Here is a 21,872-nt window from a genome sequence, read left to right on the forward strand (position 1 = left end):
CCTTCAATAAATAAATAAAATGAATAGAAAGTCAGTCCGTGTTTTCCTTTTCCTGTTTGTTTTTCATAGCTCTGTGGGAGAAGCTCAATCCTTGCAGGAAACTGTTAATAAATTTGCAGCACATCCTGAATTTGAACATGCATCTATCGGTGTTTATGCCATAGATGTCAATACGAAACAGGTGTTGATGGACTATGGAGGAGGCCGATTGCTTGCTCCGGCTTCCACGACAAAATTGTTTTCAACAGCCCTTGCCCTGGATGTGCTGGGAGGAGATTACCGGCCTGTAACATCTCTGTATTACAACGGAATGATTAAAGATAGCGTACTCACCGGAGATGTGTGGATTATCGGTGGGGGAGATATGTCGTTGGGAAGCAAATATTTTGCGAAGAATGACCGCGACGGATTTCTCAGGGAATGGGCATCGGAACTGAAGAAAAAGGGAATCGGCAGTATCAATGGAATCATTTATGCAGACGGATCTGGATTTGGCTATGAAGGGGTTCCTGATGATTGGTTGTGGGGAGATATCGGTAACTATTACGGAGCACATTTCTCAGGAATCATGTTGTATGATAACTTAGTGGAATACCACTTTAAAACAAGCACAGCAGGAAAACCGGCAGAATTAGTGTATACCTTTCCGAAGATAGACGCATTACAATTTATAAACAACGTTGTATCCTCTACAAAATCGGGAGATAATTCGTACATCTTCGGAGCGCCTTATTCATTTGTAAGAGAGGGGAGGGGAACACTCCCGCAAAATATGGCAGACTTTCTGGTAAAAGGAAGTCTTCCTGACCCGGAATTGCAGTTGGGAATCGAATTTGACCGTGTTTTATCCGAAATGGGAATAATGCATGAAGGACCGTCACTAAGTACCCGGCTAACCCATCTATCACCTCCCGCGGGAACGTGGCAGAAGGTGATAGAATACAACGGAAAAACACTCCGGGAAATTGTACGTGAGACAAATTATGAAAGCATCAATGTATTTGCGGAGGGATTAATGCGATTGACTTCCTATGTAAAAACAGGAGACGGTACACATGAAAAATCCAGTGGTTACATGCAGAGTTATTGGAAAGAAAAACTGAAAACGAATGCCTTATTCCTCAGTGACGGGAGCGGACTTGCCAGAACCAATGCTATTGATGCAAAAACGATGTGTGAGTTGTTGGTGTATATGGATACATCGACAGGTAAAGCGGATTTTTATAACTCACTGCCGGTAGCAGGTGTTAGTGGAACACTGAAAAATGTAGCGAAAAACCAGGCTGCTCACGGGAAAATTCATGCCAAAAGCGGTACGATGAGAAGAACGAAATCCTACGCCGGATATGCTGAAACAACTTCCGGAAAGAAGATAGCTTTTGCTTTTATTGTCAATAACTACACCGGATCCAATAAAGATGTAACTACGCAGATGGAGGTACTGATGAATGAATTGGTAAAACAATAAAAAACCCCGTGATTTCATTTCACGGGGTTTAAGTTATATCAGGTTAATTTCTTCCTTTCTGGATGACTCCTCCTCCTCCTCCTGTTCGCGGAGCAGTAATTGTGGTGCCAACAGGTACCTTTGCCGGTTGAGGAGAACTTCGCTTTTCACCTTCTTCCACACATGCCCCCCTTGTTGCCCCTAATCGTTCATACCTTCTCCATTCCGTTGCTGCAATTGTTTTGGTAACGTAAACTCCGTTCTCCTGCACGCAGATGAGCATTTTATCCGTAGGGACGGTATTGCCGGTTGAATCGGCCTCGGACCCGACGTTGGAAGTCGGACACGCGCCGAGTGTGGCACCTTTACTTCTGTATGCCTCCCATTGTGATTGTTTAATCGTCAGGGTGTGGCTTTCTTTTCCGTCAGGAACACAAATGATAATATCGGCATCTACCACCTCCGGACATGCTCCCAGTGATGCTCCCTGAGCCTGGTAATCCGGCCATTGTGATTCTTTGATTGTCATTGTTGTCAATACCGAATTTTTGCGCATACAAATGACAATGTCCGGATCATCATTACTGATTCTGCAATCTCCCAGCGTTGCCCCCATTTGCTGATATTGCGGCCACTGTGATTCTTTGATCGTCATTGTCACTTTTGTTCTTCCCTGAGGAACGCAAACAATGATGTCATTGTCAACCACCTCCGGACAGGCCCCCAATGTTGCTCCCAATTGTTGGTATTGCGGCCATTGTGACTCTTTAATGGTCATGGAGACACGTTCTTTATTTTTTACAAGACAGATCACAATGTCATTATCGACAGCTTCCGGGCATTCACCTTTCGTTGCTCCCAGCTTTTCATATTGCGGCCACTGCGATTCCTTGATGGTCAGTGTCATCCGTTGTCCTTTTTTATTGAGACAGATCACCAGGTCATTATCTACTATAACAGGACATTCGCCCATGGTTGCTCCCAATCGTTGGTACTGAGGCCATTGTGATTCTTTGATCTTCATGGTTTGCCGGACACCGTTTACCGTGTGGCAGATAATCAGATCATTGTCAATTACAGGAGCATCTTCCGTTGTGATCTGGCATTTACTTGTCGTTGTTCCAACATGGTTACTCGCGGTAATTTCCATTGTATAGGTTTGTGAGTAACCGACCCGCAGTTCCAGTTCAAAACTAAATCCGTTTCCAATTGGCCTGAAGGTTACCCCGTTCTGAACAACATTTTGCAATTTCACCTGGATTTGCGAAGCTTGTGTTACCCCAAAAACATTTCCTGTAAACTTAACCAGTCCGGCAGCTATTTTTACACCACAATTATTGGTAAATACAACCACCGGTTTTTCACCGACAATAACTGTTTCTCCTTTCAGGTTGATGGTAGTGGAAATCATTGCTTCTCCACAGTTGTTACTTGCTGTGAGCTGAATTAAATTATTTCCTTTTTGCAGTTTAAGTTGTTTCCGCAACACATTCGTATTGTTGAAATATGTAAGGTTCGTTACCACACTACCATTTAAGGTCAGTACAACGTCATTGGCAGAATTGATTCCCGTAATAACAGCTTCCAGTGTGTAATCTTCTGAATTTACACTTGTCCCTGAATTGGCCGGTTGTTTCCATGTGGCAATCGGCTTATTACATGGCGCTGTATACGAAATCGTTGAAGAAGAGCTTGCATATCCACATTCATTGCTTGCAGAAAGTTCAATTTGATTGCTTCCGTTGCCCAACTGAATCGTTGCAGTAAACAACCCGGTCTGCATACTGTAATTAAAACTTGTTACAAGTACATTGTTGACTTTAAACGTAATGTTTTGCGGATTGGTCACATTGCGGATGGTTGCCTGAATCGTATAATTGGAAACGTTGGAAGTGACACGTGAACCGGACGGGTTGGTCATTACAACTGTTGGATCAAGACACGGTTGCCCGTATTCATAATTAATCGTCTGCTCGTGTGTTCCGCAACTATTGGTAGCGCGGACTACAATTGAATTTTGCCCCAATCCGAGTGTGAGTGCTTTTTTGTAGATTCCATTCGTATAAGTACCGACTGTTTGTTTTTGGCCGTTTACATATACATCTACCTGGTTGACATTGGAAATGTTCTGAATGGATGCATTCAACTCAACCCGGTTGGATGTTCCATAACCATTGGATGGTGATTTGATGGAAACAAAAGGAGTCGGACACAATTTGTCATACTGTACGTAAATTGTTTGAGAATTACTCCCGCAACTGTTTGAAACGATGATTTGAATGCTGTTGTTTCCGTTTTGCAATGCAACAGTACTGGATAGCATTCCTGTATTGTTCGTATAACTGAAATTTGAAGTTTGCTGACCGTTCACATATAATTGAACCAGGCCGTCTCCCAGGTTGGTAATCTGTGCCTGAACAGCAATTGTTGCGTTTGTCGTCGAAGTATTGGCACTTCGCGGATTTGTAAAATTGACAAGCGGGTTGTCACATGCGGGAACGTAGTTTACATGAATCGTTTCTGTCCGGATTCCGCAATTGTTCGAAGCGGTTAATACAATTGTGTTTAGCCCCGGCTGTAACTGGAATGTTCCGCGGAATGTTTCACTGTTATTATAGACAAAATTTCCTGTCTGAATACCGTTGTGGGTAGCGGTAATGCCTTGTAATGTTGTATTCCTGATGATTCCGCTTACCTGGAATGTCGGCTGATTGACTGTGCTGTTTGCTGCTGTTTGCAATACGATTACCGGCTCCGGGCAATCAACAGGAGTTGTCGGGTTGGTTGGGTTCGTCGGTGTTGTCGGATTAGTAGGTGTTGTTGGATTAGTAGGTGTTGTCGGATTAACAGGTGGACGGGTTGAATGATCCTCGTGATAACGTGCCCGGTTGAAATAAACTTTCAAATACACACTTGTGTAGTGATAAATATCTGTCTTGAATTTTCCGTGATTGTTGACCGTTCCGTCAAAAATATCACCTCCTGTAAATGTGGTTTTATGTTCAAATCCCATGGCGAAATTTCGGGTGAAATAGTATCCGAGACCTATTCCAAGGTGCCCCATGAGCTGTGCATTCACCCTGTTCTGACTTCCGTCCAGGTCTGATTCGTAGGTTTTATCCATGAAATTGTACAGGGAAGTTTTGCTGTAGTCATTCAGTAAACTGTAGTCATACATAAATCCCATGTCATCTGTGAGGTTCCCTTTTGCACGGAAAAAAGTTGCACCTACGCCACCGAAAATATAGGGATCCAGTCCTGTTCGTTCGGTTAATCTGTTGAGGTGGATTGATAACTCCAGGTTGAGCTCGTGCGCCTTCGTCTGGAAATTGTTGATGGAATATCCGTAGGTATTTTTATAGTCCGTCGGAACCTGACTCAGAGCCAGGTTGGTGTAATCACTGAACCCGGTTGTATCGGTATTCTGTCCTCTCCATGCGCCACCGAGGTAACGCAACTTCAGATCATAACTAAAAATATTAGCATAATCCCGGTTAAATGTTCGTCCGAGAACAAGTCCCCATCCGTAATGTGTTTTATTCTTGATATCCGTATGATGCCATGTGCCACCTACATTGACTCCGAAAAACCAGGGGGAAGTACGTTCATGATCCAGTTTCTGTGAAAAAGAACTGTTGAAAATGAGCGCGAGTGTTACGAAGAATAAAGTAATAATTTTAGTCATAAACGATGCTTTTAATATTGTGAGTAAAAACCCCCAATCCATTTTTTGTGCCAAAATTCATAAAAAAAAATGAATTGCAAATCAATCGATTTTAGATTGTTTGTAATTAGATGGTTATGGACGATTTATTTATTCTGCTGTATCTGTTTTATTTCTAAATTTAGCCTTGTAATACACTAAAAACTAAGTCTATGAATACACGAATTCTTGCATTAATGCTATTACTGCTTCCTGTGTGCTGTTCAGCTCAATCCCTGGAAGAAGTTAATATGATATCCGATGGTCTTTCCCGTAAATTCTGGATACAACTACCGGATGCCCCCGGAAACCTGGATAACAATCTGCCGGTTATCATTGTTTTACACGGCGATGGCGGGACAGGTTCCGGAATTGCTGCTTACTCCGGAATTGCAGACCTGGCTGCGGCACACAATTTTATCGGCGTGTTTCCGAATGCTTATGCCGGTGGCTGGAATAGGGCTGTGTTAGGAGATGCCCCTGCTGATGACCTGTTGTTTATGCAGGATATCATTGATTACTTATGTGAAAATTACTCCATCAACAGGAACCGCGTTTACGTAACAGGTCACTCTGCCGGCGGTTTTTTAGCTTATCGGATGTCTATTGAACTGGCAGACAAAATTGCTGCAATAGCACCGGTTGCCGCAAGCATGTATGGCGATGCGAATAACAACGGAAGTGCTTACATTAATAATTACCTGGGAAGTGGTAGTTTTGTGAAAATGCCCATTCTTCATATTCACGGAGATAATGACAACACGGTGGCTTATCCCGATCCGAATCACCAACCGGACGCATGGAGCGAGTATCCGCTGACCGGATTTTCATACCCGACCTGCGGAGAAAATACGTACAATCCGGCAAATGTATCTGATATCAACCCGAATGTAAAAAAAATCACATTTTGTTCAACAGGAATCAATTCAAAGGAAATTACATTGATCCGAATTGTTGGTGGGGGGCATGGATGGCCGTCGGCTCAGCTCCCGGACGTGGCGACCCGGATTGTTCAGTTTCTCATGGCTTTTGAATTGCAGGGACAACCGGTTTGTCAGGAATTGGGAGTAAACACTGCTGCTGTAACTGTTAAATTGATCCCTAACCCGGCAAAAGAGGTGGTTTATATTCAGACGGATCAACATGTGAAGGCGGTACGGTTGTACGAACTGACCGGTAAATGGATCAGAGACGGAAAACCCGGTTCCGGAGAATTGTCGCTTCTTGGACTAAATCCGGGAGTATATTTATTAATGCTGGAAACAGAAACGGGGACCAGTGTTCAAAAACTGGTAAAAGAATAAAGTCGGTCATTAGGAGAATTCAATCCCCTTTAATTCCGTTTCCGAATGTCAGTATGTCAGTTTCCTGACAACTTTTCTGCCAGTTTTGATTAAAAAAAGGATTGGCACAAAATTGGTCTAAACCGGAACGAAACAGTAAAACAAATTGTACATATGTCTATATCATTTAAACCTTTGGCAGACCGCGTTCTGATTGAAGCGGCGCCGGCAGAAGAAAAAACAGCAAGTGGAATCATCATTCCTGACACAGCAAAGGAGAAACCATTGAAAGGAACTGTTGTTGCTGCAGGAGGAGGGAAAAAAGACGAACCGATGACAGTAAAAGTTGGTGATCATGTTCTGTACGGACAGTATTCGGGAACAGAGATCAAACTGGATGGTAAAACATACCTGATCATGCGGGAGTCTGACATTTATGGTATTTTCTAATTAATAATTACAAGAACAAGTAAACATGGCAAAAGAAATTTATTTCGACGTCGAGGCACGTGAGAAACTGAAAAAAGGTGTAGATGCTCTGGCAAATGCAGTGAAAGTAACTTTGGGTCCAAAAGGAAGAAATGTGGTGATCGGTAAAAAATTCGGTGCGCCGCACGTTACCAAAGACGGTGTTTCCGTAGCAAAGGAAATCGAACTGAAAGATGGAATTGAAAACATCGGAGCGCAAATCGTAAAAGAAGTTGCGTCAAAAACAGCTGATATTGCCGGAGATGGTACAACAACAGCAACAGTACTGGCGCAGGCGATTATTACGGCAGGTTTGAAAAACGTAGCTGCAGGAGCCAATCCGATGGATTTGAAAAGAGGAATTGACAAAGCGGTTGTTGAGATCGTGAAATCCTTGAAATCCATTTCAAAAGAAGTAGGTTCGGATAACGATAAGATCAAGCAAATTGCTACAATTTCTGCGAATAACGACGAAACAATCGGAGCATTGATCGCAGAAGCGATGAAAAAAGTAGGAAACGAAGGTGTAATTACTGTTGAAGAGGCAAAAGGTACCGAAACAGAAGTGAAAACGGTAGAAGGAATGCAATTCGACAGAGGATACTTATCTCCTTACTTCGTGACAAATACGGAAAAAATGATCGCTGAACTGGATCGTCCGTACGTCTTGATCTATGACAAGAAAATTTCCAACATGAAGGAATTGCTTCCGATTTTGGAGCCGGTGGCACAATCCGGAAAACCATTGTTGATCATCGCTGAAGATGTGGATGGTGAAGCATTGGCTACTTTGGTGGTAAACCGTATTCGCGGAGCACTGAAAATTGCAGCAGTAAAAGCACCTGGATTCGGAGACAGAAGAAAAGCAATGTTGGAAGACATCGCAATTTTGACAGGCGGACAAGTGATTTCGGAAGAGCGAGGATATACACTTGAAAATGCGACATTGGAATTCCTGGGAACAGCTGAAAAAATAGAAATTGATAAAGACAATACAACAATTGTCAACGGAGCAGGCAAAAAAGAAGAGATCGATTTACGTGTGAATCAAATCAAAGCACAGATCGAATCCACATCTTCTGATTACGACCGTGAGAAATTACAGGAGCGCCTTGCGAAACTGGCAGGAGGAGTTGCAGTATTGTATGTAGGTGCTACAACAGAGGTTGAAATGAAAGAGAAAAAAGACCGTGTTGATGACGCACTGGCAGCTACAAGAGCAGCTGTTGAAGAAGGAATTGTGCCAGGTGGAGGTGTTGCGTTTATCCGTGCCATTGAAGTGTTGGAAAACCTGAAAGGAGCGAACGAAGACGAAACAACGGGAATCCTGATTGCAAAACGTGCCATTGAAGAACCGTTGCGTCAAATCGTTGCCAACGCAGGTGGTGAAGGGGCTGTTGTGGTTCAGAAAGTACGCGAAGGAAAGAATGATTTCGGATACAACGCACGTACGGATGTGTACGAAAACCTATACGAAGCAGGTGTAATCGATCCGACAAAAGTAACGCGTATTGCCATTGAAAATGCAGCATCTATCGCATCTTTGTTGCTGACTACCGAAGCCGTAATCGCTGACGAACCGGAAGAGGCAGGAGCACACATGCACGGTGGTATGCCCGGAGGAATGCCAGGAATGATGTAAGTTGAAATGCAGTGAAAAACTGCAAATTGATGTGAGATCAGTTTCCCCCTTTGGAGGGGGATAAAAGGGGGAGGATGCTTCTGGTTCTTAGAGGCGTCTTTATGAACAAAGAGTTCCTTACCTCATAAACGCTCAAAGAGTCGGCTACTGTCGGCTCTTTTTCCGTCTTGTTTTTGCCGATTTATTCGGGTAAAATAAGACGACCATATATAAAAGAACCTCTTCTGAAACAGAAGAGGTTCTTCTTTTTAATCCCTTTGCCCTTCACAAGAAAAAAACAGAATATTTTATTGAATGCTTCTACTTAGTTTATATCTAACATCTAACTACTCTTGAGCGTATCCTTTGCGTCTTCGCGCCTTAGCGAGCAAAAACACTACAATTCATTTTACCCAATTTTTCCATCTAACCAACTCCAAAATCCAACGATCCTCTCAATCCTCCCTTCATATCTTCGCGCCTTCACAAGAAAAAACACTGTGTTTTATTCAGTTCGTCTACTCAGTCTATTCCAAAATCCAGTTACTTTTCAGTCTGACCTTTGCGTCTTCGCGCCTTTGTGAGCAAAAACACTACAGCTCATTTCGCATCTTCGCATCCTGGCGAGCAAAAAAAGTCCTTTTACACTTTCTCTTCCACTGTTCCGTCAGCGTGCTTCGCAAATCGACCTTTCGTCCGGTCGTGCACCTGATCGTATTTCGCCCACGGCCAGCCGCCGAATTTTGTCCGGTGATATTCTTCAAATGCTTCCTGGATTTCCGCTTTCGTATTCATGACAAAAGGTCCGTATTGCATCACCTGTTCATTGATCGGTTTTCCCTGAAGAATGAAAATACTTGCGGCAGTAGCTCCTGTTGTCAAAGTTGTTTGCACATCCGTGTTCAGGAAAACTCCTGTATATGCATGAAAGGTGGTTTGATTAATTGTTAATGCGCTCCCCTCATAAAAATACAGACTTCTGTTTGCTCCACTGTCGGAAACAGGAAGTGTAACAGAGGAGTGAGGTTCCATCTTTATGTTTACAATAAACACATCATTTTCCTCCGTAGCTGCCCACGAATCAGGTGGGGGAGAAACCGCCCGGTACTGGTCCCATCTTCCTGCAATCAGTTCAACGAATACCTTATTGTCATCAAAATGCAGATACGGAATAGATTCCCGCCACAGCATTTTAAAATGTGGTTCAACCAGTTTGTTCTTTTGTGGTAAATTCAACCATACCTGGAACAATTCCATCGGATTGTCTGCCGTTTCGGAAAGCAAAGGGAACATTTCAGAGTGCTGAACTCCTTTCCCCGCTGTCATCCACTGCACATCCCCGTCTCCGTACCTTCCGGCAGCTCCCAGCGAATCGGCATGGTCTACAAACCCTTTCCGGACAACGGTTATGGTTTCAAAACCCCGGTGGGGATGTCCGGGAAATCCCGGAACGGTTTTTCCGTGATACATACGAAATCCGTCTTTGATAATGAAGTCATCCCCCATGTGGCGTCCTTTGAAATGGTCGGATGCAGGTCCCATTTCTTCATTTCCTGCCGGGAAGTGATCTTCGTGATGTACACAAAACAGGAACGGATCCTGTGTTTCCCACTGAAAACCCAGGGGGAACTGATGTTTGATAGCTTGTTTATTCATAGATTCAAGTGTCGTTTGATGATTACTGCTTCTAACAAGTCCCGGAATAGCTACAAAACCGGCAGAAGCGGCTAAGAGACGTTGGAGGACATTTCTGCGCGATACATTGCTCATTTTTTCTTCAGTCATTGGTTCAACTTTCACTCAAAAATAACAAACTTTCACGTTATATACTCCTTTGATTTTCTGTATTTCAAAAGAGTTTAGGAGCATCGGGATAAAAAAAATGCGGAAGTGTTTGTTTAAATTAAAAAAATAGTATCTTTGCAGTCCCAAAACAGCTTTGGGGGTGAAACGAAGAAGCGTTTTATCATTGAAATACAAAGATGCGGATGTGGTGAAATTGGTAGACACGCCAGACTTAGGATCTGGTGCCGAGAGGTGTGCGGGTTCGAGTCCCTCCATCCGCACTGATAAAAATGTTTGAATGGTGTAAGCGGGTCTTATGCCATTTTTTATTTATTAAAATCAACAAGAGATGAAAGTAGTTCGTGAAGACATTGATGCGTTAAATGCAGTGTTGAAAGTTGAAGTAGCACCGGCTGACTATGAAACAGCGGTAAAGCAGGAATTGGATAAATACAGAAAGACTGCAAAAATCCCTGGATTTCGTCCGGGAACAGTTCCTTTTTCGTTGGTGAAAAAACAATACGGTAAAGCAGTGTTGGCTGAAGAATTGAATAAATTGGTTAACAAATCCTTGTACGATTTTATTCAGGAAAACAAAATCAGCATCCTTGGAAACCCGATTCCGAAAGAAGGTACAGATGTAAAAGGTGACTTTGACAATCCTTCAACATTCGAATTTGAATACGAAATCGGACTTTCTCCGGAAGTGAAAGTGAATCTTTCTGCAAAAAACAAATTTGAATACAATAAGGTTAAAGTAGATGACGAATTGATCGGAAAGCAAATTGATGACCTGCGTCGCCGCTATGGAAAACTGGGAACAGCTGAAAAAACATCCGATACAGATATGATTCTGGGGCAATTTGTTGAATTGAATGAAGACGGATCCATTAAAGAAGGGGGAATCCTGAATTCATCAACAATTTCAGTGGAGTTTGTTGAAGACAAAGCAACAAAAAAATCATTAACCGGATTGAAGGTAGGGGACAGGGTAGTTGTAGATCCTGCAAAAGTTTCAAGAGGAGAGCGCGATACAGCTGCGATGTTGGGAATTAAGCCGGAGCAGTTGAATGCGATCTCTGATAAGTTCCAGATTACAGTAAACGAAATCAAGCGAATTGAGTTGGCTGAAATGAATGAAGAACTGTTCAATAAGTTATTCGGTGAAGGGGTTGTGAAAACAGAAGCGGAACTGAAAGAGCGCATTGCAGAAGATTTAAAAAATATGTTTGTAAATGATTCGGACCGCCTGTTGACAAAATTCGTTTACCAGGATTTGATGAAAAATACAGAAGTACAGCTTCCGGATGCATTCATGAAACGTTGGATCAAACTTTCAAATGAAAAGCCGATCACAGACGAACAGATCGAAGCAGATTACGATTCTTACTCGGATAACCTGAAATGGCAGTTGATCCAGGGAGAAATCTTCAAGTCTAATGACATTAAACTGGACAACGAAGAAGTAATTGAATTTACAAAAGGATTGTTGGTCAACAATTATGCACAATATGGAATTCCTGCTCCTGCAGATGACGAATTGACAAAAAGCGCGATGCAGGTATTGCAAAACAAAGATGAAGTAAACCGCATCTACGATATGCTGGCAGAGTCAAAATTGACCAAGTTTTTCAAAGACACAGTGAAGTTAAACGAGAAAGAAATTTCATACGATGACTTCGTAGCATTAGCAAATAGTTAAGCAGTTTTTAATTAACCGCATTTTTTATAAACCCGGACTCAGTTCGGGTTTTTTTATGTATTTTAGTTCCACATTTATAAGCTTATGAATCTACGAATTGTCATCGTTCTGTTCCTCCTCGGATTTGCAAAGCAAACCAGTGCTCAATCCGATTATCTGAAATTTCGCCCCTATTCTCCGTATACATGGAAAGTCGGATTAGGGTGGAGCTTTGTTGACAATGACGGACGGTCTCATTCTCACTTCCTGGACTTGAAAGGTGCCTGGCTGATGCATCCTTACCCGACACATTTATTGGTTGATAGGTATATCAAGCACGGAGTCAGTCTGGAGTTAGGGGCATCACTGAATTTACTTACAGGAAAGAAAATGGTCAACGGTGCCTATCCTTCGGGAATGATGGTTTCGACAGATTTGACAGCACGCTATAGCTTTTATCAATTCCTGCAACCGATGCGATGGTTTGATCCGTATGTAGGGATCGGCGTCGGAGCAACCTATATTACTGCCGGATCGAATGGTTTTTACCCTACGGCAAACGGAGTAGTAGGAACCAATTTTTGGTTTGGTAATTTCGGAATCCGATTACAGGGAGCATTAAAATTCGGACTGGTTTCGGATGTCTATTACAATGATACCAATTACCTTCATTACACCGCTGCTGCACTTTATCGTTTCCAGAAAAAAGACAAACGCGACAACTCATTCAACAAGTCCAAACATAAATGGGCACGTAAAAAACCGGGTAAATACAAAGGACGGTCCAAGTAGCAGGTTACATATTTTTTAGACAGATTCTATAAAATGCGCATAAATTATATCTGGTGTTAAGGTGTTCATGATCAGTTTGCGGAGGGAGTAAAACATTTTTTAACAAAAGTTTGTAAGTTAAAATGGAATTACTTAAATTGGCTATTACCAAAATATACTAGCTATGGAAACAATTGCTCAAACTCCACAATTGGTGGATAAGGAATCTATTCCCTCATTATCTTTCAAAGGTGTTGTTCTGGCGGACAAAAACCCGGAATTGGAAAGACAGATCGAACAAGCTGTTCGGTTGGGAAATGCGTATCATTCAAAAGTTTCCATAACCTTTATTGACGACAACGGACTCAAACGTGTTGAAACAACAATATGGGCGAAAGGAGAAAAGTTTATTTGCCTGAAAGGTGGCATCTGGCTACCGATTTCACGCATTATTTCAGTAAAATTTTAACGTTAGGATTACAAGGATAATCTGAAAACGTTGCTTTCATTTTAGATTCTATTGGTTACCTTTGGGAAAATGGAATTTAAAATGAAAGCATTTTTTTTGTCGCTATCAACCTTGCTGTGTTTTGCCGCATATACTCAACAGGAAATTACCTGGGATTTTTCATATAATCAGGAGAAAGAACAAGTGGAAATGAAAGCCAGCCTTGCACCTGGTTGGCATGTTTACAGCACGGATCTGGGGGGAATTGCAGGTCCGATTCCAACTGAATTTGCATTTGAGGAAAATGACCATGTTGCCATAGAAGGAAAAGTAGAAGAGCCCCAGCCAAAAACAGAATTTGACCCCAACTTTGAAGAAACAGTAAAGTACTTCGATCAACAAGTTACTTTCGCGCAACGCGTAAACGTTAAGAAAAATACGTCACTAAAAGGCGGAGTTGTATATATGGTATGCAACGATACAATGTGCCTGCCTCCTGTAGAAGAAAAATTTGAAATCACGTTGAAGAAATAATACCAAATTATGAAAAGCAGACTTTTGTTATTTTTATTATTTATTACTGGGAATATTCTTTCCGGATATTTATTTGCACAACCTACCGGATGGCAAGATAAGGTGAAATGGTTTTTCGCTGTAGAGAAAATTAATGAATCGGAGGCGTATATTGTCGCCAATGCAAAATTAATTGATGGCTGGCATGTTTTCTCTGTTAATCACGACCCTGCAAAAGCAGATTTTACTGGATATCCTACAACATTCAAGTTCCAACCAAATAAAAATTACAGGTTGATTGGTAAACTTACAGACGGTAAAAAACCGATGACTCATAATGATGATTTAGGAACGTCTTTGTACTTTGAAAAAATAGGTGTCTTCAAGCAAAAAATAGAGGTTTTGTCTGGAAACAAATTTGACGTTGAATTTGATTATTCTTTTCAAATCTGTGATGAGTTGGGATGTCTTTTCCCTCCGGACCAGGAAGGAAAGGTCTCTGTTAGTGGATTTATTCCGAAAAATAAGGACATAGTAGATGAAGTGCAGGAGAATACGGGAGTTTCCGGTGATACCAATAAGGGGGCTGTTGTAGATAATATTCATGAAAATCGGGGACAGGTAAAACAAGTAGACAGTCCGAGAGCTGATGGTCAGGAAAGTAAAGAAGTTAGAAGTTTGTGGTCTGTTTTTATAGAAGGTTTTGTATGGGGATTTATTGCCTTGTTTACCCCTTGTGTTTTTCCAATGATTCCAATGACTGTATCATTTTTTACCAGCTCTACGAAATCAAGGAAAAAAGGAATTTTCGATGCTTTGTTTTATGGATTTAGTATCGTCGCAATTTATGTTTCAGTGGGGTTATTAATCACCTTATTAACAAATAATGCTGCGGCAATCTATGAAATTTCAACAAGCGCAACGTTAAATCTGATCTTTTTTGCAATATTTATGCTGTTTGCGTTTTCTTTTTTGGGTGCTTTTGAAATCAGAATGCCATCTAAATGGGTAAATTCAGCGGATAAAAAAGCTGATAAGGGAGGATTGGTTGGCATCTTTTTTATGGCATTCACTCTTGTTCTTGTCTCTTTTTCGTGTACGGGGCCAATTATCGGAACATCATTGGTAAATGCGTTAACTTCTGGTTCTGTGATTGCCCCTGCAGTTATTATGTTTGGTTTTTCACTAGCATTAGCCTTGCCATTTATGTTATTTGCATTTTTCCCCGGAATGGTGAGTTCTTTACCTCAGTCGGGAGGGTGGTTGAATAGCGTAAAAGTGGTTTTGGGATTGTTGGAAATTGCTTTAGCAATGAAATTCTTAAGCATGGTAGACTTGGCTTATCATTGGAATATCCTGACACGTGAAATATTTGTTGCTATCTGGTTTGTTATTTTTGCTGTTATTGGATTTTATCTACTGGGGAAAATCCGTTTTTCACATGATTCTCAAGTGGAAAAATTATCGGTTACACGATTTATGTTTGCATTTACATCATTAGTGTTTTCAGTTTATTTATTGACTGGTATGTGGGGGGCACCTTTATTTATGATCGATGGAGTGGCGCCACCCAGAACGCACTCAGAAGATAATTTCCGGTGGGCAAAAGGGCCAAGTGTGAATGAGATTGCTATGGAAATAGCTTCAATAGATAAAGAACAACACGATTTATTTAAAGAATACAAAAAATATATGCACGAGGTTGGTGACGGGTCTATTTTAGTGTTTCATGATATGGATATTGCACAGGAGTATGCAAAAAAGATGAATAAACCACTATTAGTGGACTTCACAGGGCATTCTTGTGCTAACTGCAGGAAAACGGAATCTAAAGTATGGACAAATGATAAAATTCGTCCGATATTGAAAGATGAACTGGTTATTGTTTCTTTATACTGTGATGATAGAACACCTCTTCCTGATTCTGAAGTGCGTTTTTCAGAGATTCTCCAAGGAAAAATTAAGAATGTAGGGAATAAATGGTCGGAATATCAAATCAAGAGGTATAATCAAATATCACAACCTTTATATGTCATTCAAGATTTGGAAGGGAATGATTTGACGGAAGCAATTGGATATACACCCAATATTGATGAGTACCGGAAATTCCTGGAAAAAGGACTTTCTAAATTTAATAAACAGCAGTCATCAAATGAGTAACGATCCGCTACACGGCATTCCGCTTCAGCGAATAGTGAAAGAGCTGGAGGATAAATTCGGATGGGAACATCTGGGATACCTTATTCCGATCAATTGTTTTACAAAGAACCCGAGTTTGAACAGTAGCTTGAAATTCCTGCGGAAAACAGAATGGGCGCGTAAGAAAGTCGAAGCACTGTACATCGAACGCATTGTTAACGCGCAGAAGTAATAAACTGCCCGGAAATTATGCAGGCGTATTTTTCGAAAATAAAATGAATCAGTAACTGACAGTTACCAGCTTGGCTTTGATTTCCTGCTCAAGTGTATTGAAGTCGAGATCTGCACGGTGATCATTTCTGAAGACAAAACTTGCGTCCTTTTTATACGGATGCAGATAACTCTCATAACACGGTAATACATGATTGTCCCACTGGTAAATGATAGCTTCGCGCGTGTATCCCCTTGTTTCCTGATCGCGATACAGGCGTCTGTCCAACTGAACAACCGGGTCAACATCTACAAAAATGGAATAATCCAGCAATTCGCGAACTCCTTCGTAGTGGAATAAAAACAATCCTTCAACAATGATCAATTCCGATGAATTCAGTGTGATCAACACATTTTTATCCGGAGGTGAATTGAAGTGGTATTCCTTTACCTCAATCGGATCTCCTTTTGCAAGTGTTCGAAGGTCTTCTGTCAGACGCTGTTCATCCAATGCCGTAGGTAAATCGAAATTAACAATTCCGTTGTGGTCATTCTGCTGTTTCTCAATCGGCAGGTAATAATTATCCATCGAGAAAACACTTGGGTTTTTATCTGAAAATGCAGCTGCCAACCGTTTTAATAAGGTTGTTTTTCCAGATCCGCTGCCACCACAAATTCCTACAATCATTTTTTTATAAATTCAAATTCCATATCTGTTGCCGTTTTCAGTTGACTTTTGTCAAAAAACAGATTTCCGGATGGCAAAGTTACGGCAAAGAATTCTTTTTTATCAGAAATTATTGAACGACTTGGGTTATAAATCACAGATTCGGTGAAGTTATTAACAATCGGGGTACTTCCGTCTAAAAACAACGCCAGCGTTTGATTTCCGTTATCTCCTGATAATTTGAAAGTTAATGCCTCGTTCAACGGGTAAATTCCAATCGTTAATCCCTTTTTAGGGGCACTGCTGCTGATGGTGTAATTGTTAATTTTTTTCCAGTCGTCACCATCCAGTTGATGCAGTTCCAGTACTTGCTTCCCGTCGGCTGTGTTCAGCGTTGTAAAGTAAAACTTCCCGTTGTGAAAGGATAAGAGCCCGTTTTGCTGATCTTTTTCCGTTCCCAGGTAATGAGCACCATTGGTACCAAAGCCGGTGGTGGAAAATACCGTATGATTGCTGGCCTTATTTTTCAAAAAGACCCTTCTTTGTTCCTGTCCTTTTGAATTAAATATAACCGCATTCCATCCTTTTCCCGATTTGCTCCCGGAAGAATAGTCAGCAAAACAGATTTCATCACCGGAAAAACCAACGTACTGAAAATGATTACTTCTTCCCGCCTTTATTTCCTCTTCCTTGATCTTTCCCAATTCCACAGCGTATACCAGCATGTTGTGATGTGTAATGAATGTGGCAATCTCCGTATACACTTTTTCTTTCTTGTCAAAATGGCGAAAATGATGCACCAATGCTTTGTCTGTAACAATCACATTTTTCAATTCCAGTTCAAAAGCATCGTATCCCAGTGTCTTGATAACAGAAGTAAGGGTTACGCTTGTGTTTTTTACGTTTCCGGCTGAGTTGAGCTGGTCGAAATAAATTTTTCCGCTCTCCGGGTTAAGATTTCTCAGGAAGTAGACATAGCGGGCATTTTCACTGGAGATGTAATAATATGGTAGTTTCTGCGGTGCAAAACGTTGCTCCCAGATACTTTTATCCTGCTCTCCGACCAATGTCAGGTAGATTTGATTGCTGTTCCCGCTCGGATCTTTGCTCAGAAGCAATGCTCCCATCCCTTTCCATTCAATGATGTCATAAAAAGGCTGTGTTGTTTTTACAATGGTGAATTTTTGCGCCGAAGCGATTGCCGTACAAAAAACAGCAAGTAAAAAAAGTACTTTCTTCATTTGATATTGGTTTGGATGCCTGATTTGTGTTCAATCCGTTCACTCAAGAAAAGGTACCGTTCACGAGAAAATAACAAGTAAATACATTTTTATTTCTTACTTTAGCTTATTCTCAAAGTTCACCAAATTGAACGATAACAAACATAAGCATTAAATTAAAAATAGAAAAGTGATGAAATCTACATTTTTAACAATTTTATTAGCAGTGGCGGGCGCATTTGCGTTCGGACAGCATGCGACATTAAAAATTTCTGATACAGCACCACTGACCGACCGGAAAATGGAAGCAACAGACGGAAAGCAATTGTCGTTAAACGATGTAAAAGGGGAGAACGGAACACTGGTTATCTTCTCCTGTAATACCTGTCCCTTTGTTGTTGGAATGAAAGACGGAGGATTTCCCGGATGGGAAAAAGATTACAATGCATTACACAAATTGGCAGCGGAAAAAGGATTCGGGGTCATCCTGGTTAACTCTAATGAGGCAAAACGCAGTGGGGAAGAAAGTGAAGACACAATGGGAGCCATGAAAGAGAGAGCAAAGGCGAACGGCTATACGATTCCGTATGTAGTGGATAAAGAGTCAACATTGGCAGACGCATTCGGTGCAAAGACAACTCCACATGTTTTCTTGTTCGACAAGGAGATGAAATTGATTTATACAGGTTCCATCGACAATACATGGGACCCGAAAAGAAAAGAAGATATTCCGTATTTGATCAATGCGTTGAGTCAGTTTGACAGTAAAATTAAAGTGGCAGAATCTGAACCGCGCGGATGCAGTATTAAACGGGTTGCTAAAAGCTAAGAAAATGAAACAGATTGTCGGGTGTGTTGCATTGGCCGTTTTTCCCTGGTTGACGTTTTCTCAGTTGCAGGGAGACGGGGGAATAACCGGAATTGAAAAAAATCAGTTAATACATACCGGTTTTCAGGAAATCGCGTTTCCGAAGCCGGATTTAAAAAAACTGCGTGCCGAAGATGCGTTGAACGATGTGAAAGGAGAGGGACCATGGCGATTCGGCTTCAACCATGATACCGCATTGTCTCCGGAAAATTCAGGAACGTGGGTGTCCCTTCTGGACGGAGGGAAATTATGGCTTTTGGGAATCCATTGTCCCGACGCGCAAACGATCAATCTGACTTTTGAACAGACAACAATTCCGAAAGGAAATGAATTGTTTGTATACAACCCCGATAAATCATTTATCCTGGGGAAATTCACCGAAAAACACCTGTATGAAGGTCAATTGGGAACGGAACTGATTCCGGGATCAGCAGTTGTCGTTGAATATTATGTAGCTCCTGAAAATGTACAAAATCCAGGTGATCTGACCATTGCCACTGTAACACACGGATACCGCGTTGCAGAAGAATTTCAGCAGAAAGCATTCGGTCAGGCAGGAGCGTGTCACATGAACGTTAATTGCCCGGACGGAGCGGAATTTGCACATCAGAAACGAAGTGTTGTCATGCTCGTTTCCGGTTCCAACGGTTTTTGTTCAGGAGCATTGATTAATAACACGCAATACGACGGGAAACCATATGTGCTTACTGCGAATCACTGCTACAGCAATCCGGCAACATGGGTATTTCGCTTCAATTGGGAATCTCCCGACTGTACCAACTCGGCGACATCTCCTTCTTTTTCTTCGTTGTCAGGTGCTGTGCTGAGAGCGAGAAGAACTGCTTCTGATTTTTGCCTGGTAGAAATAACCGGGGGATTGGAATCGGGGACGGTTCCGGCTGCTTACAATGCTTATTTTTCCGGATGGGATCGCACAGGTGTGAATCCGGACCATACCTTTGGGATTCATCATCCGCGGGGAGACATTAAGAAAATTTCCTTTGATGATCACGCTTCCATCCCGACACAAAGTGTGATCGGCGGGGTAACAAGTGACGTCAACGGAGTGTGGCAGGTGCAATGGGACAGAAATACGAGTACAGAGCCCGTTTCTTCCGGTTCCGCGTTATTTGATCAGCACAAACGGATAATTGGACAGTTGTGGGGAGGAGGTGCTTCTTGCAGCAACCTGACCGGAAGGGATTTTTACGGACGGGTAGCCGTTTCCTGGAACCCGGCAGGTAGCAATGCGACGAATCAACTGGAATCCTGGCTGGATCCGTCCGGTACAGGTGCGCTTATTGTAGATGGATACCAACCGGGAGTTCTTGCTTCCAATGACGGAGCACTCATCATGGTGAAAGAAATAAAAGGAACGATTTGTAGTCCTTCTGCAACACCCAAATTCACATTGGTCAACCTGGGACAGCTGCCATTGACAACAGCAACCATCAATTATGGTATTGACGGCGTGGAAAACCTGACATTTAACTGGTCTGGAAATTTGGGATTTCTGCAATCGGAGGAAGTAACTTTGCCTGTGCTGATAGCATCCGGAGGAAGCCACACATTCTCCGCTACGATTGCAAGTGTGAACGGAGGCGTGGACGATCAGTCGGATAACAACCTGATTACCGCTGAATTTTTTGTCATGGAATCCCCGGAAACGATTGATCTGAACATTGATTTGGATTGTTACGCAAGCGAGACGAGTTGGAAACTCATCAATTCGGATGATGTGGTTATTTATGAAAGCCCGGCGTATGTGAATGCGGATGACGGAATGCACAACTATGAATTTTGCCTTTCGGAAGATTGTTATACATTCAAGGTATACGATTCATACGGCGATGGAATGATCGGGTGCCCGAGTGGTAACGGAAGCTTTCAAATCGTAAACGCTTCTAATGATGTACTGAAAGAAATGACAACAGCGCAGGCGAATTTCGGTTCTTCCTATTCCGTGCAGATTTGTTTGGGTACAGCATCGGTTGAGCAACTGGAAAATGTGTTCGATGTATATCCGAATCCTTCAACAGGAATGATCCGATGGAACACGGATGTAATCCGGTCCGTAACAGTGATTGATGTAAATGGAAAACAATTGTTGAAGAAACAACTTGACGCAGCGACACGTGAATTGTCTCTTGAAGCAGTAGACAACGGAATTTACCTGGTGACATTCGAACTGATAAATGGTAAGACGATCCAGCAACGGATCATTCTTCTGAAAGAATAAATTATTTGTAATATGTATAGGAGCGTTTAATCGTGTAGATGCGCTCCCCGTTTTCATCAACAAATTCACCGAACGTAAAATTTCCAAAATTATCTTCCTGATTATTTTTGTAATAAGCCGTTGCTGTTCGCTTGGTGATCAGATCAATTGTTATACTGGAGTCCAATATTCCCTGGTTCGTATAGAAATTCTCTTTTTTTGTTTCAAACTTGCTGTCAGCGTAGTGCCCGGTTGTGTATGATCGTACCGGGAGTTCGTTGTTGTAGTAGATTGTCCGGTTCACTTCCACATCCCGTTCTTCTATTTTAAACGTATAGCGGATCTCATCATCCGAAACTTTTTCAAGTTGGAATACTTCGTATATTTTTTCCGAGCCCGGTGCCGTTTTGTAATAATTTCTTCTTCCGTTTTCTGCCTGTTTAACATGCGTAATGTACTCCAGGTCGAAGGTCCCCGATGTGTCGGTAGATCTAAAATGCTCTGCTTTTGTTAATTCTCCCTGTTTATTGAAATAATAGACATTTTTAGATAGTTGGTCAGGATAGACGGACATTTCTTCAATTTCCGTGATCGTCTCAACAGGACCTTTTACTTCATAAAACAAACAATCCAAACTTCTGTTTTCCTGTTTACATGAAACAAAGACCAATGTGATGAGGAAAAGAAAAACAACGATTTTCATAAAAAATAAATGAATGGTAAATATACTTTTTTGAATTGATTCCAGATAATAATTTCCCACTCTCCAAAACAAATATCCCCACTTGATCATTCAAAACTCTCCTCCACTTTATCAACTATTTTACCAC

At 41.7% G+C, this 21,872-nt stretch carries 17 protein-coding genes and 1 tRNA gene; 13 read left to right on the top strand and 5 right to left on the bottom strand.

Annotated features, from left to right (window positions below; all coding sequences use genetic code 11):
• Positions 1 to 19 precede the first annotated feature (19 nt).
• A complete protein-coding gene (gene dacB, locus H9Y05_RS03185) occupies positions 20 to 1,468 on the top strand; it encodes a D-alanyl-D-alanine carboxypeptidase/D-alanyl-D-alanine endopeptidase (protein ID WP_216713489.1) in 1,449 nt (482 codons plus the stop codon).
• A 43-nt stretch (positions 1,469 to 1,511) separates the two neighbouring features.
• Here dacB and H9Y05_RS03190 read toward each other — a convergent pair whose 3' ends face one another.
• Entirely contained in the window at positions 1,512 to 5,132 is a 3,621-nt protein-coding gene (locus H9Y05_RS03190) for an Ig-like domain-containing protein (protein WP_216713490.1), read from the bottom strand.
• 191 nt (positions 5,133 to 5,323) lie between these two features.
• Between H9Y05_RS03190 and H9Y05_RS03195 the strand changes: the two genes are divergently transcribed.
• The 3 genes from H9Y05_RS03195 to groL all read left to right on the top strand — a co-directional run bounded on the left by H9Y05_RS03195 (position 5,324) and on the right by groL (position 8,543).
• Positions 5,324 to 6,454, top strand: coding sequence for a T9SS type A sorting domain-containing protein (locus H9Y05_RS03195; protein WP_216713491.1), 1,131 nt, complete (start codon positions 5,324 to 5,326; stop codon positions 6,452 to 6,454).
• A gap of 153 nt (positions 6,455 to 6,607) precedes the next feature.
• A complete protein-coding gene (locus H9Y05_RS03200) occupies positions 6,608 to 6,883 on the top strand; it encodes a co-chaperone GroES (protein ID WP_163491870.1) in 276 nt (91 codons plus the stop codon).
• Positions 6,884 to 6,908: 25 nt separating this feature from the next.
• Positions 6,909 to 8,543, top strand: coding sequence for a chaperonin GroEL (groL, locus tag H9Y05_RS03205; protein ID WP_163491869.1), 1,635 nt, complete (start codon positions 6,909 to 6,911; stop codon positions 8,541 to 8,543).
• Between the two features lie 621 nt (positions 8,544 to 9,164).
• Here the strand turns inward: groL and H9Y05_RS03210 are convergent.
• Positions 9,165 to 10,307, bottom strand: coding sequence for a pirin family protein (locus tag H9Y05_RS03210; RefSeq protein WP_235992102.1), 1,143 nt, complete (start codon positions 10,305 to 10,307; stop codon positions 9,165 to 9,167).
• Between the two features lie 199 nt (positions 10,308 to 10,506).
• Between H9Y05_RS03210 and H9Y05_RS03215 the strand changes: the two genes are divergently transcribed.
• The 7 genes from H9Y05_RS03215 to H9Y05_RS03245 all read left to right on the top strand — a co-directional run bounded on the left by H9Y05_RS03215 (position 10,507) and on the right by H9Y05_RS03245 (position 16,091).
• A tRNA-Leu gene (locus H9Y05_RS03215) sits at positions 10,507 to 10,588 on the top strand.
• A 68-nt stretch (positions 10,589 to 10,656) separates the two neighbouring features.
• Positions 10,657 to 12,009: a trigger factor gene (gene tig / locus H9Y05_RS03220; RefSeq protein ID WP_216713492.1), complete on the top strand. Its 1,353-nt coding sequence runs from the start codon at positions 10,657 to 10,659 to the stop codon at positions 12,007 to 12,009.
• An 84-nt stretch (positions 12,010 to 12,093) separates the two neighbouring features.
• Positions 12,094 to 12,780, top strand: a complete 687-nt coding sequence (locus H9Y05_RS03225) for a hypothetical protein (RefSeq protein ID WP_216713493.1) — start codon at positions 12,094 to 12,096, stop codon at positions 12,778 to 12,780.
• Positions 12,781 to 12,943: 163 nt separating this feature from the next.
• Positions 12,944 to 13,228: a hypothetical protein gene (locus H9Y05_RS03230; RefSeq protein WP_163491866.1), complete on the top strand. Its 285-nt coding sequence runs from the start codon at positions 12,944 to 12,946 to the stop codon at positions 13,226 to 13,228.
• Between the two features lie 81 nt (positions 13,229 to 13,309).
• Positions 13,310 to 13,741, top strand: a complete 432-nt coding sequence (locus tag H9Y05_RS03235; protein WP_163491865.1) for a protein-disulfide reductase DsbD N-terminal domain-containing protein — start codon at positions 13,310 to 13,312, stop codon at positions 13,739 to 13,741.
• A 9-nt stretch (positions 13,742 to 13,750) separates the two neighbouring features.
• Positions 13,751 to 15,880 (top strand): protein-disulfide reductase DsbD family protein, encoded by a 2,130-nt coding sequence (locus H9Y05_RS03240; protein WP_216713494.1) that lies wholly within the window; start codon positions 13,751 to 13,753, stop codon positions 15,878 to 15,880.
• On the top strand, positions 15,873 to 16,091 hold the full coding sequence (locus tag H9Y05_RS03245; protein ID WP_163491863.1) for a VF530 family protein: 219 nt from the start codon (positions 15,873 to 15,875) through the stop codon (positions 16,089 to 16,091). Before H9Y05_RS03240 ends, H9Y05_RS03245 begins: the two co-directional genes overlap by 8 nt.
• Before the next feature lie 48 nt (positions 16,092 to 16,139).
• Here H9Y05_RS03245 and H9Y05_RS03250 read toward each other — a convergent pair whose 3' ends face one another.
• Together H9Y05_RS03250 and H9Y05_RS03255 are read right to left on the bottom strand one after the other, a co-directional pair.
• Complete coding sequence (locus tag H9Y05_RS03250) at positions 16,140 to 16,757, bottom strand: uridine kinase family protein (protein ID WP_163491862.1); 618 nt, start codon at positions 16,755 to 16,757, stop codon at positions 16,140 to 16,142.
• Entirely contained in the window at positions 16,754 to 17,977 is a 1,224-nt protein-coding gene (locus tag H9Y05_RS03255; RefSeq protein ID WP_216713495.1) for a hypothetical protein, read from the bottom strand. The genes H9Y05_RS03250 and H9Y05_RS03255 overlap by 4 nt, the downstream gene beginning before the upstream one ends.
• 172 nt (positions 17,978 to 18,149) lie before the next feature.
• On the opposite strand from H9Y05_RS03255, the gene H9Y05_RS03260 reads away from it, so the two are divergent.
• Together H9Y05_RS03260 and H9Y05_RS03265 are read left to right on the top strand one after the other, a co-directional pair.
• Positions 18,150 to 18,785, top strand: a complete 636-nt coding sequence (locus H9Y05_RS03260; RefSeq protein ID WP_216713496.1) for a redoxin family protein — start codon at positions 18,150 to 18,152, stop codon at positions 18,783 to 18,785.
• A gap of 4 nt (positions 18,786 to 18,789) precedes the next feature.
• Positions 18,790 to 21,063 (top strand): T9SS type A sorting domain-containing protein, encoded by a 2,274-nt coding sequence (locus H9Y05_RS03265; protein WP_216713497.1) that lies wholly within the window; start codon positions 18,790 to 18,792, stop codon positions 21,061 to 21,063.
• A 1-nt stretch (position 21,064) separates the two neighbouring features.
• Here H9Y05_RS03265 and H9Y05_RS03270 read toward each other — a convergent pair whose 3' ends face one another.
• Positions 21,065 to 21,745, bottom strand: a complete 681-nt coding sequence (locus tag H9Y05_RS03270; protein ID WP_216713498.1) for a hypothetical protein — start codon at positions 21,743 to 21,745, stop codon at positions 21,065 to 21,067.
• Positions 21,746 to 21,872: the final 127 nt, after the last annotated feature.

The organism is Taishania pollutisoli (assembly GCF_014518315.1).
Lineage (GTDB): Bacteria > Bacteroidota > Bacteroidia > Flavobacteriales_D > Crocinitomicaceae > Taishania > Taishania pollutisoli.

Coding starts and splice junctions, on each gene's coding strand:
- dacB (WP_216713489.1), top strand. CDS start 20: ATGAATAGAAAGTCAGTCCGTGTTTTCCTTTTCCTGTTTGTTTTTCAT.
- H9Y05_RS03190 (WP_216713490.1), bottom strand. CDS start 5,132: ATGACTAAAATTATTACTTTATTCTTCGTAACACTCGCGCTCATTTTC.
- H9Y05_RS03195 (WP_216713491.1), top strand. CDS start 5,324: ATGAATACACGAATTCTTGCATTAATGCTATTACTGCTTCCTGTGTGC.
- H9Y05_RS03200 (WP_163491870.1), top strand. CDS start 6,608: ATGTCTATATCATTTAAACCTTTGGCAGACCGCGTTCTGATTGAAGCG.
- groL (WP_163491869.1), top strand. CDS start 6,909: ATGGCAAAAGAAATTTATTTCGACGTCGAGGCACGTGAGAAACTGAAA.
- H9Y05_RS03210 (WP_235992102.1), bottom strand. CDS start 10,307: ATGACTGAAGAAAAAATGAGCAATGTATCGCGCAGAAATGTCCTCCAA.
- tig (WP_216713492.1), top strand. CDS start 10,657: ATGAAAGTAGTTCGTGAAGACATTGATGCGTTAAATGCAGTGTTGAAA.
- H9Y05_RS03225 (WP_216713493.1), top strand. CDS start 12,094: ATGAATCTACGAATTGTCATCGTTCTGTTCCTCCTCGGATTTGCAAAG.
- H9Y05_RS03230 (WP_163491866.1), top strand. CDS start 12,944: ATGGAAACAATTGCTCAAACTCCACAATTGGTGGATAAGGAATCTATT.
- H9Y05_RS03235 (WP_163491865.1), top strand. CDS start 13,310: ATGAAAGCATTTTTTTTGTCGCTATCAACCTTGCTGTGTTTTGCCGCA.
- H9Y05_RS03240 (WP_216713494.1), top strand. CDS start 13,751: ATGAAAAGCAGACTTTTGTTATTTTTATTATTTATTACTGGGAATATT.
- H9Y05_RS03245 (WP_163491863.1), top strand. CDS start 15,873: ATGAGTAACGATCCGCTACACGGCATTCCGCTTCAGCGAATAGTGAAA.
- H9Y05_RS03250 (WP_163491862.1), bottom strand. CDS start 16,757: ATGATTGTAGGAATTTGTGGTGGCAGCGGATCTGGAAAAACAACCTTA.
- H9Y05_RS03255 (WP_216713495.1), bottom strand. CDS start 17,977: ATGAAGAAAGTACTTTTTTTACTTGCTGTTTTTTGTACGGCAATCGCT.
- H9Y05_RS03260 (WP_216713496.1), top strand. CDS start 18,150: ATGAAATCTACATTTTTAACAATTTTATTAGCAGTGGCGGGCGCATTT.
- H9Y05_RS03265 (WP_216713497.1), top strand. CDS start 18,790: ATGAAACAGATTGTCGGGTGTGTTGCATTGGCCGTTTTTCCCTGGTTG.
- H9Y05_RS03270 (WP_216713498.1), bottom strand. CDS start 21,745: ATGAAAATCGTTGTTTTTCTTTTCCTCATCACATTGGTCTTTGTTTCA.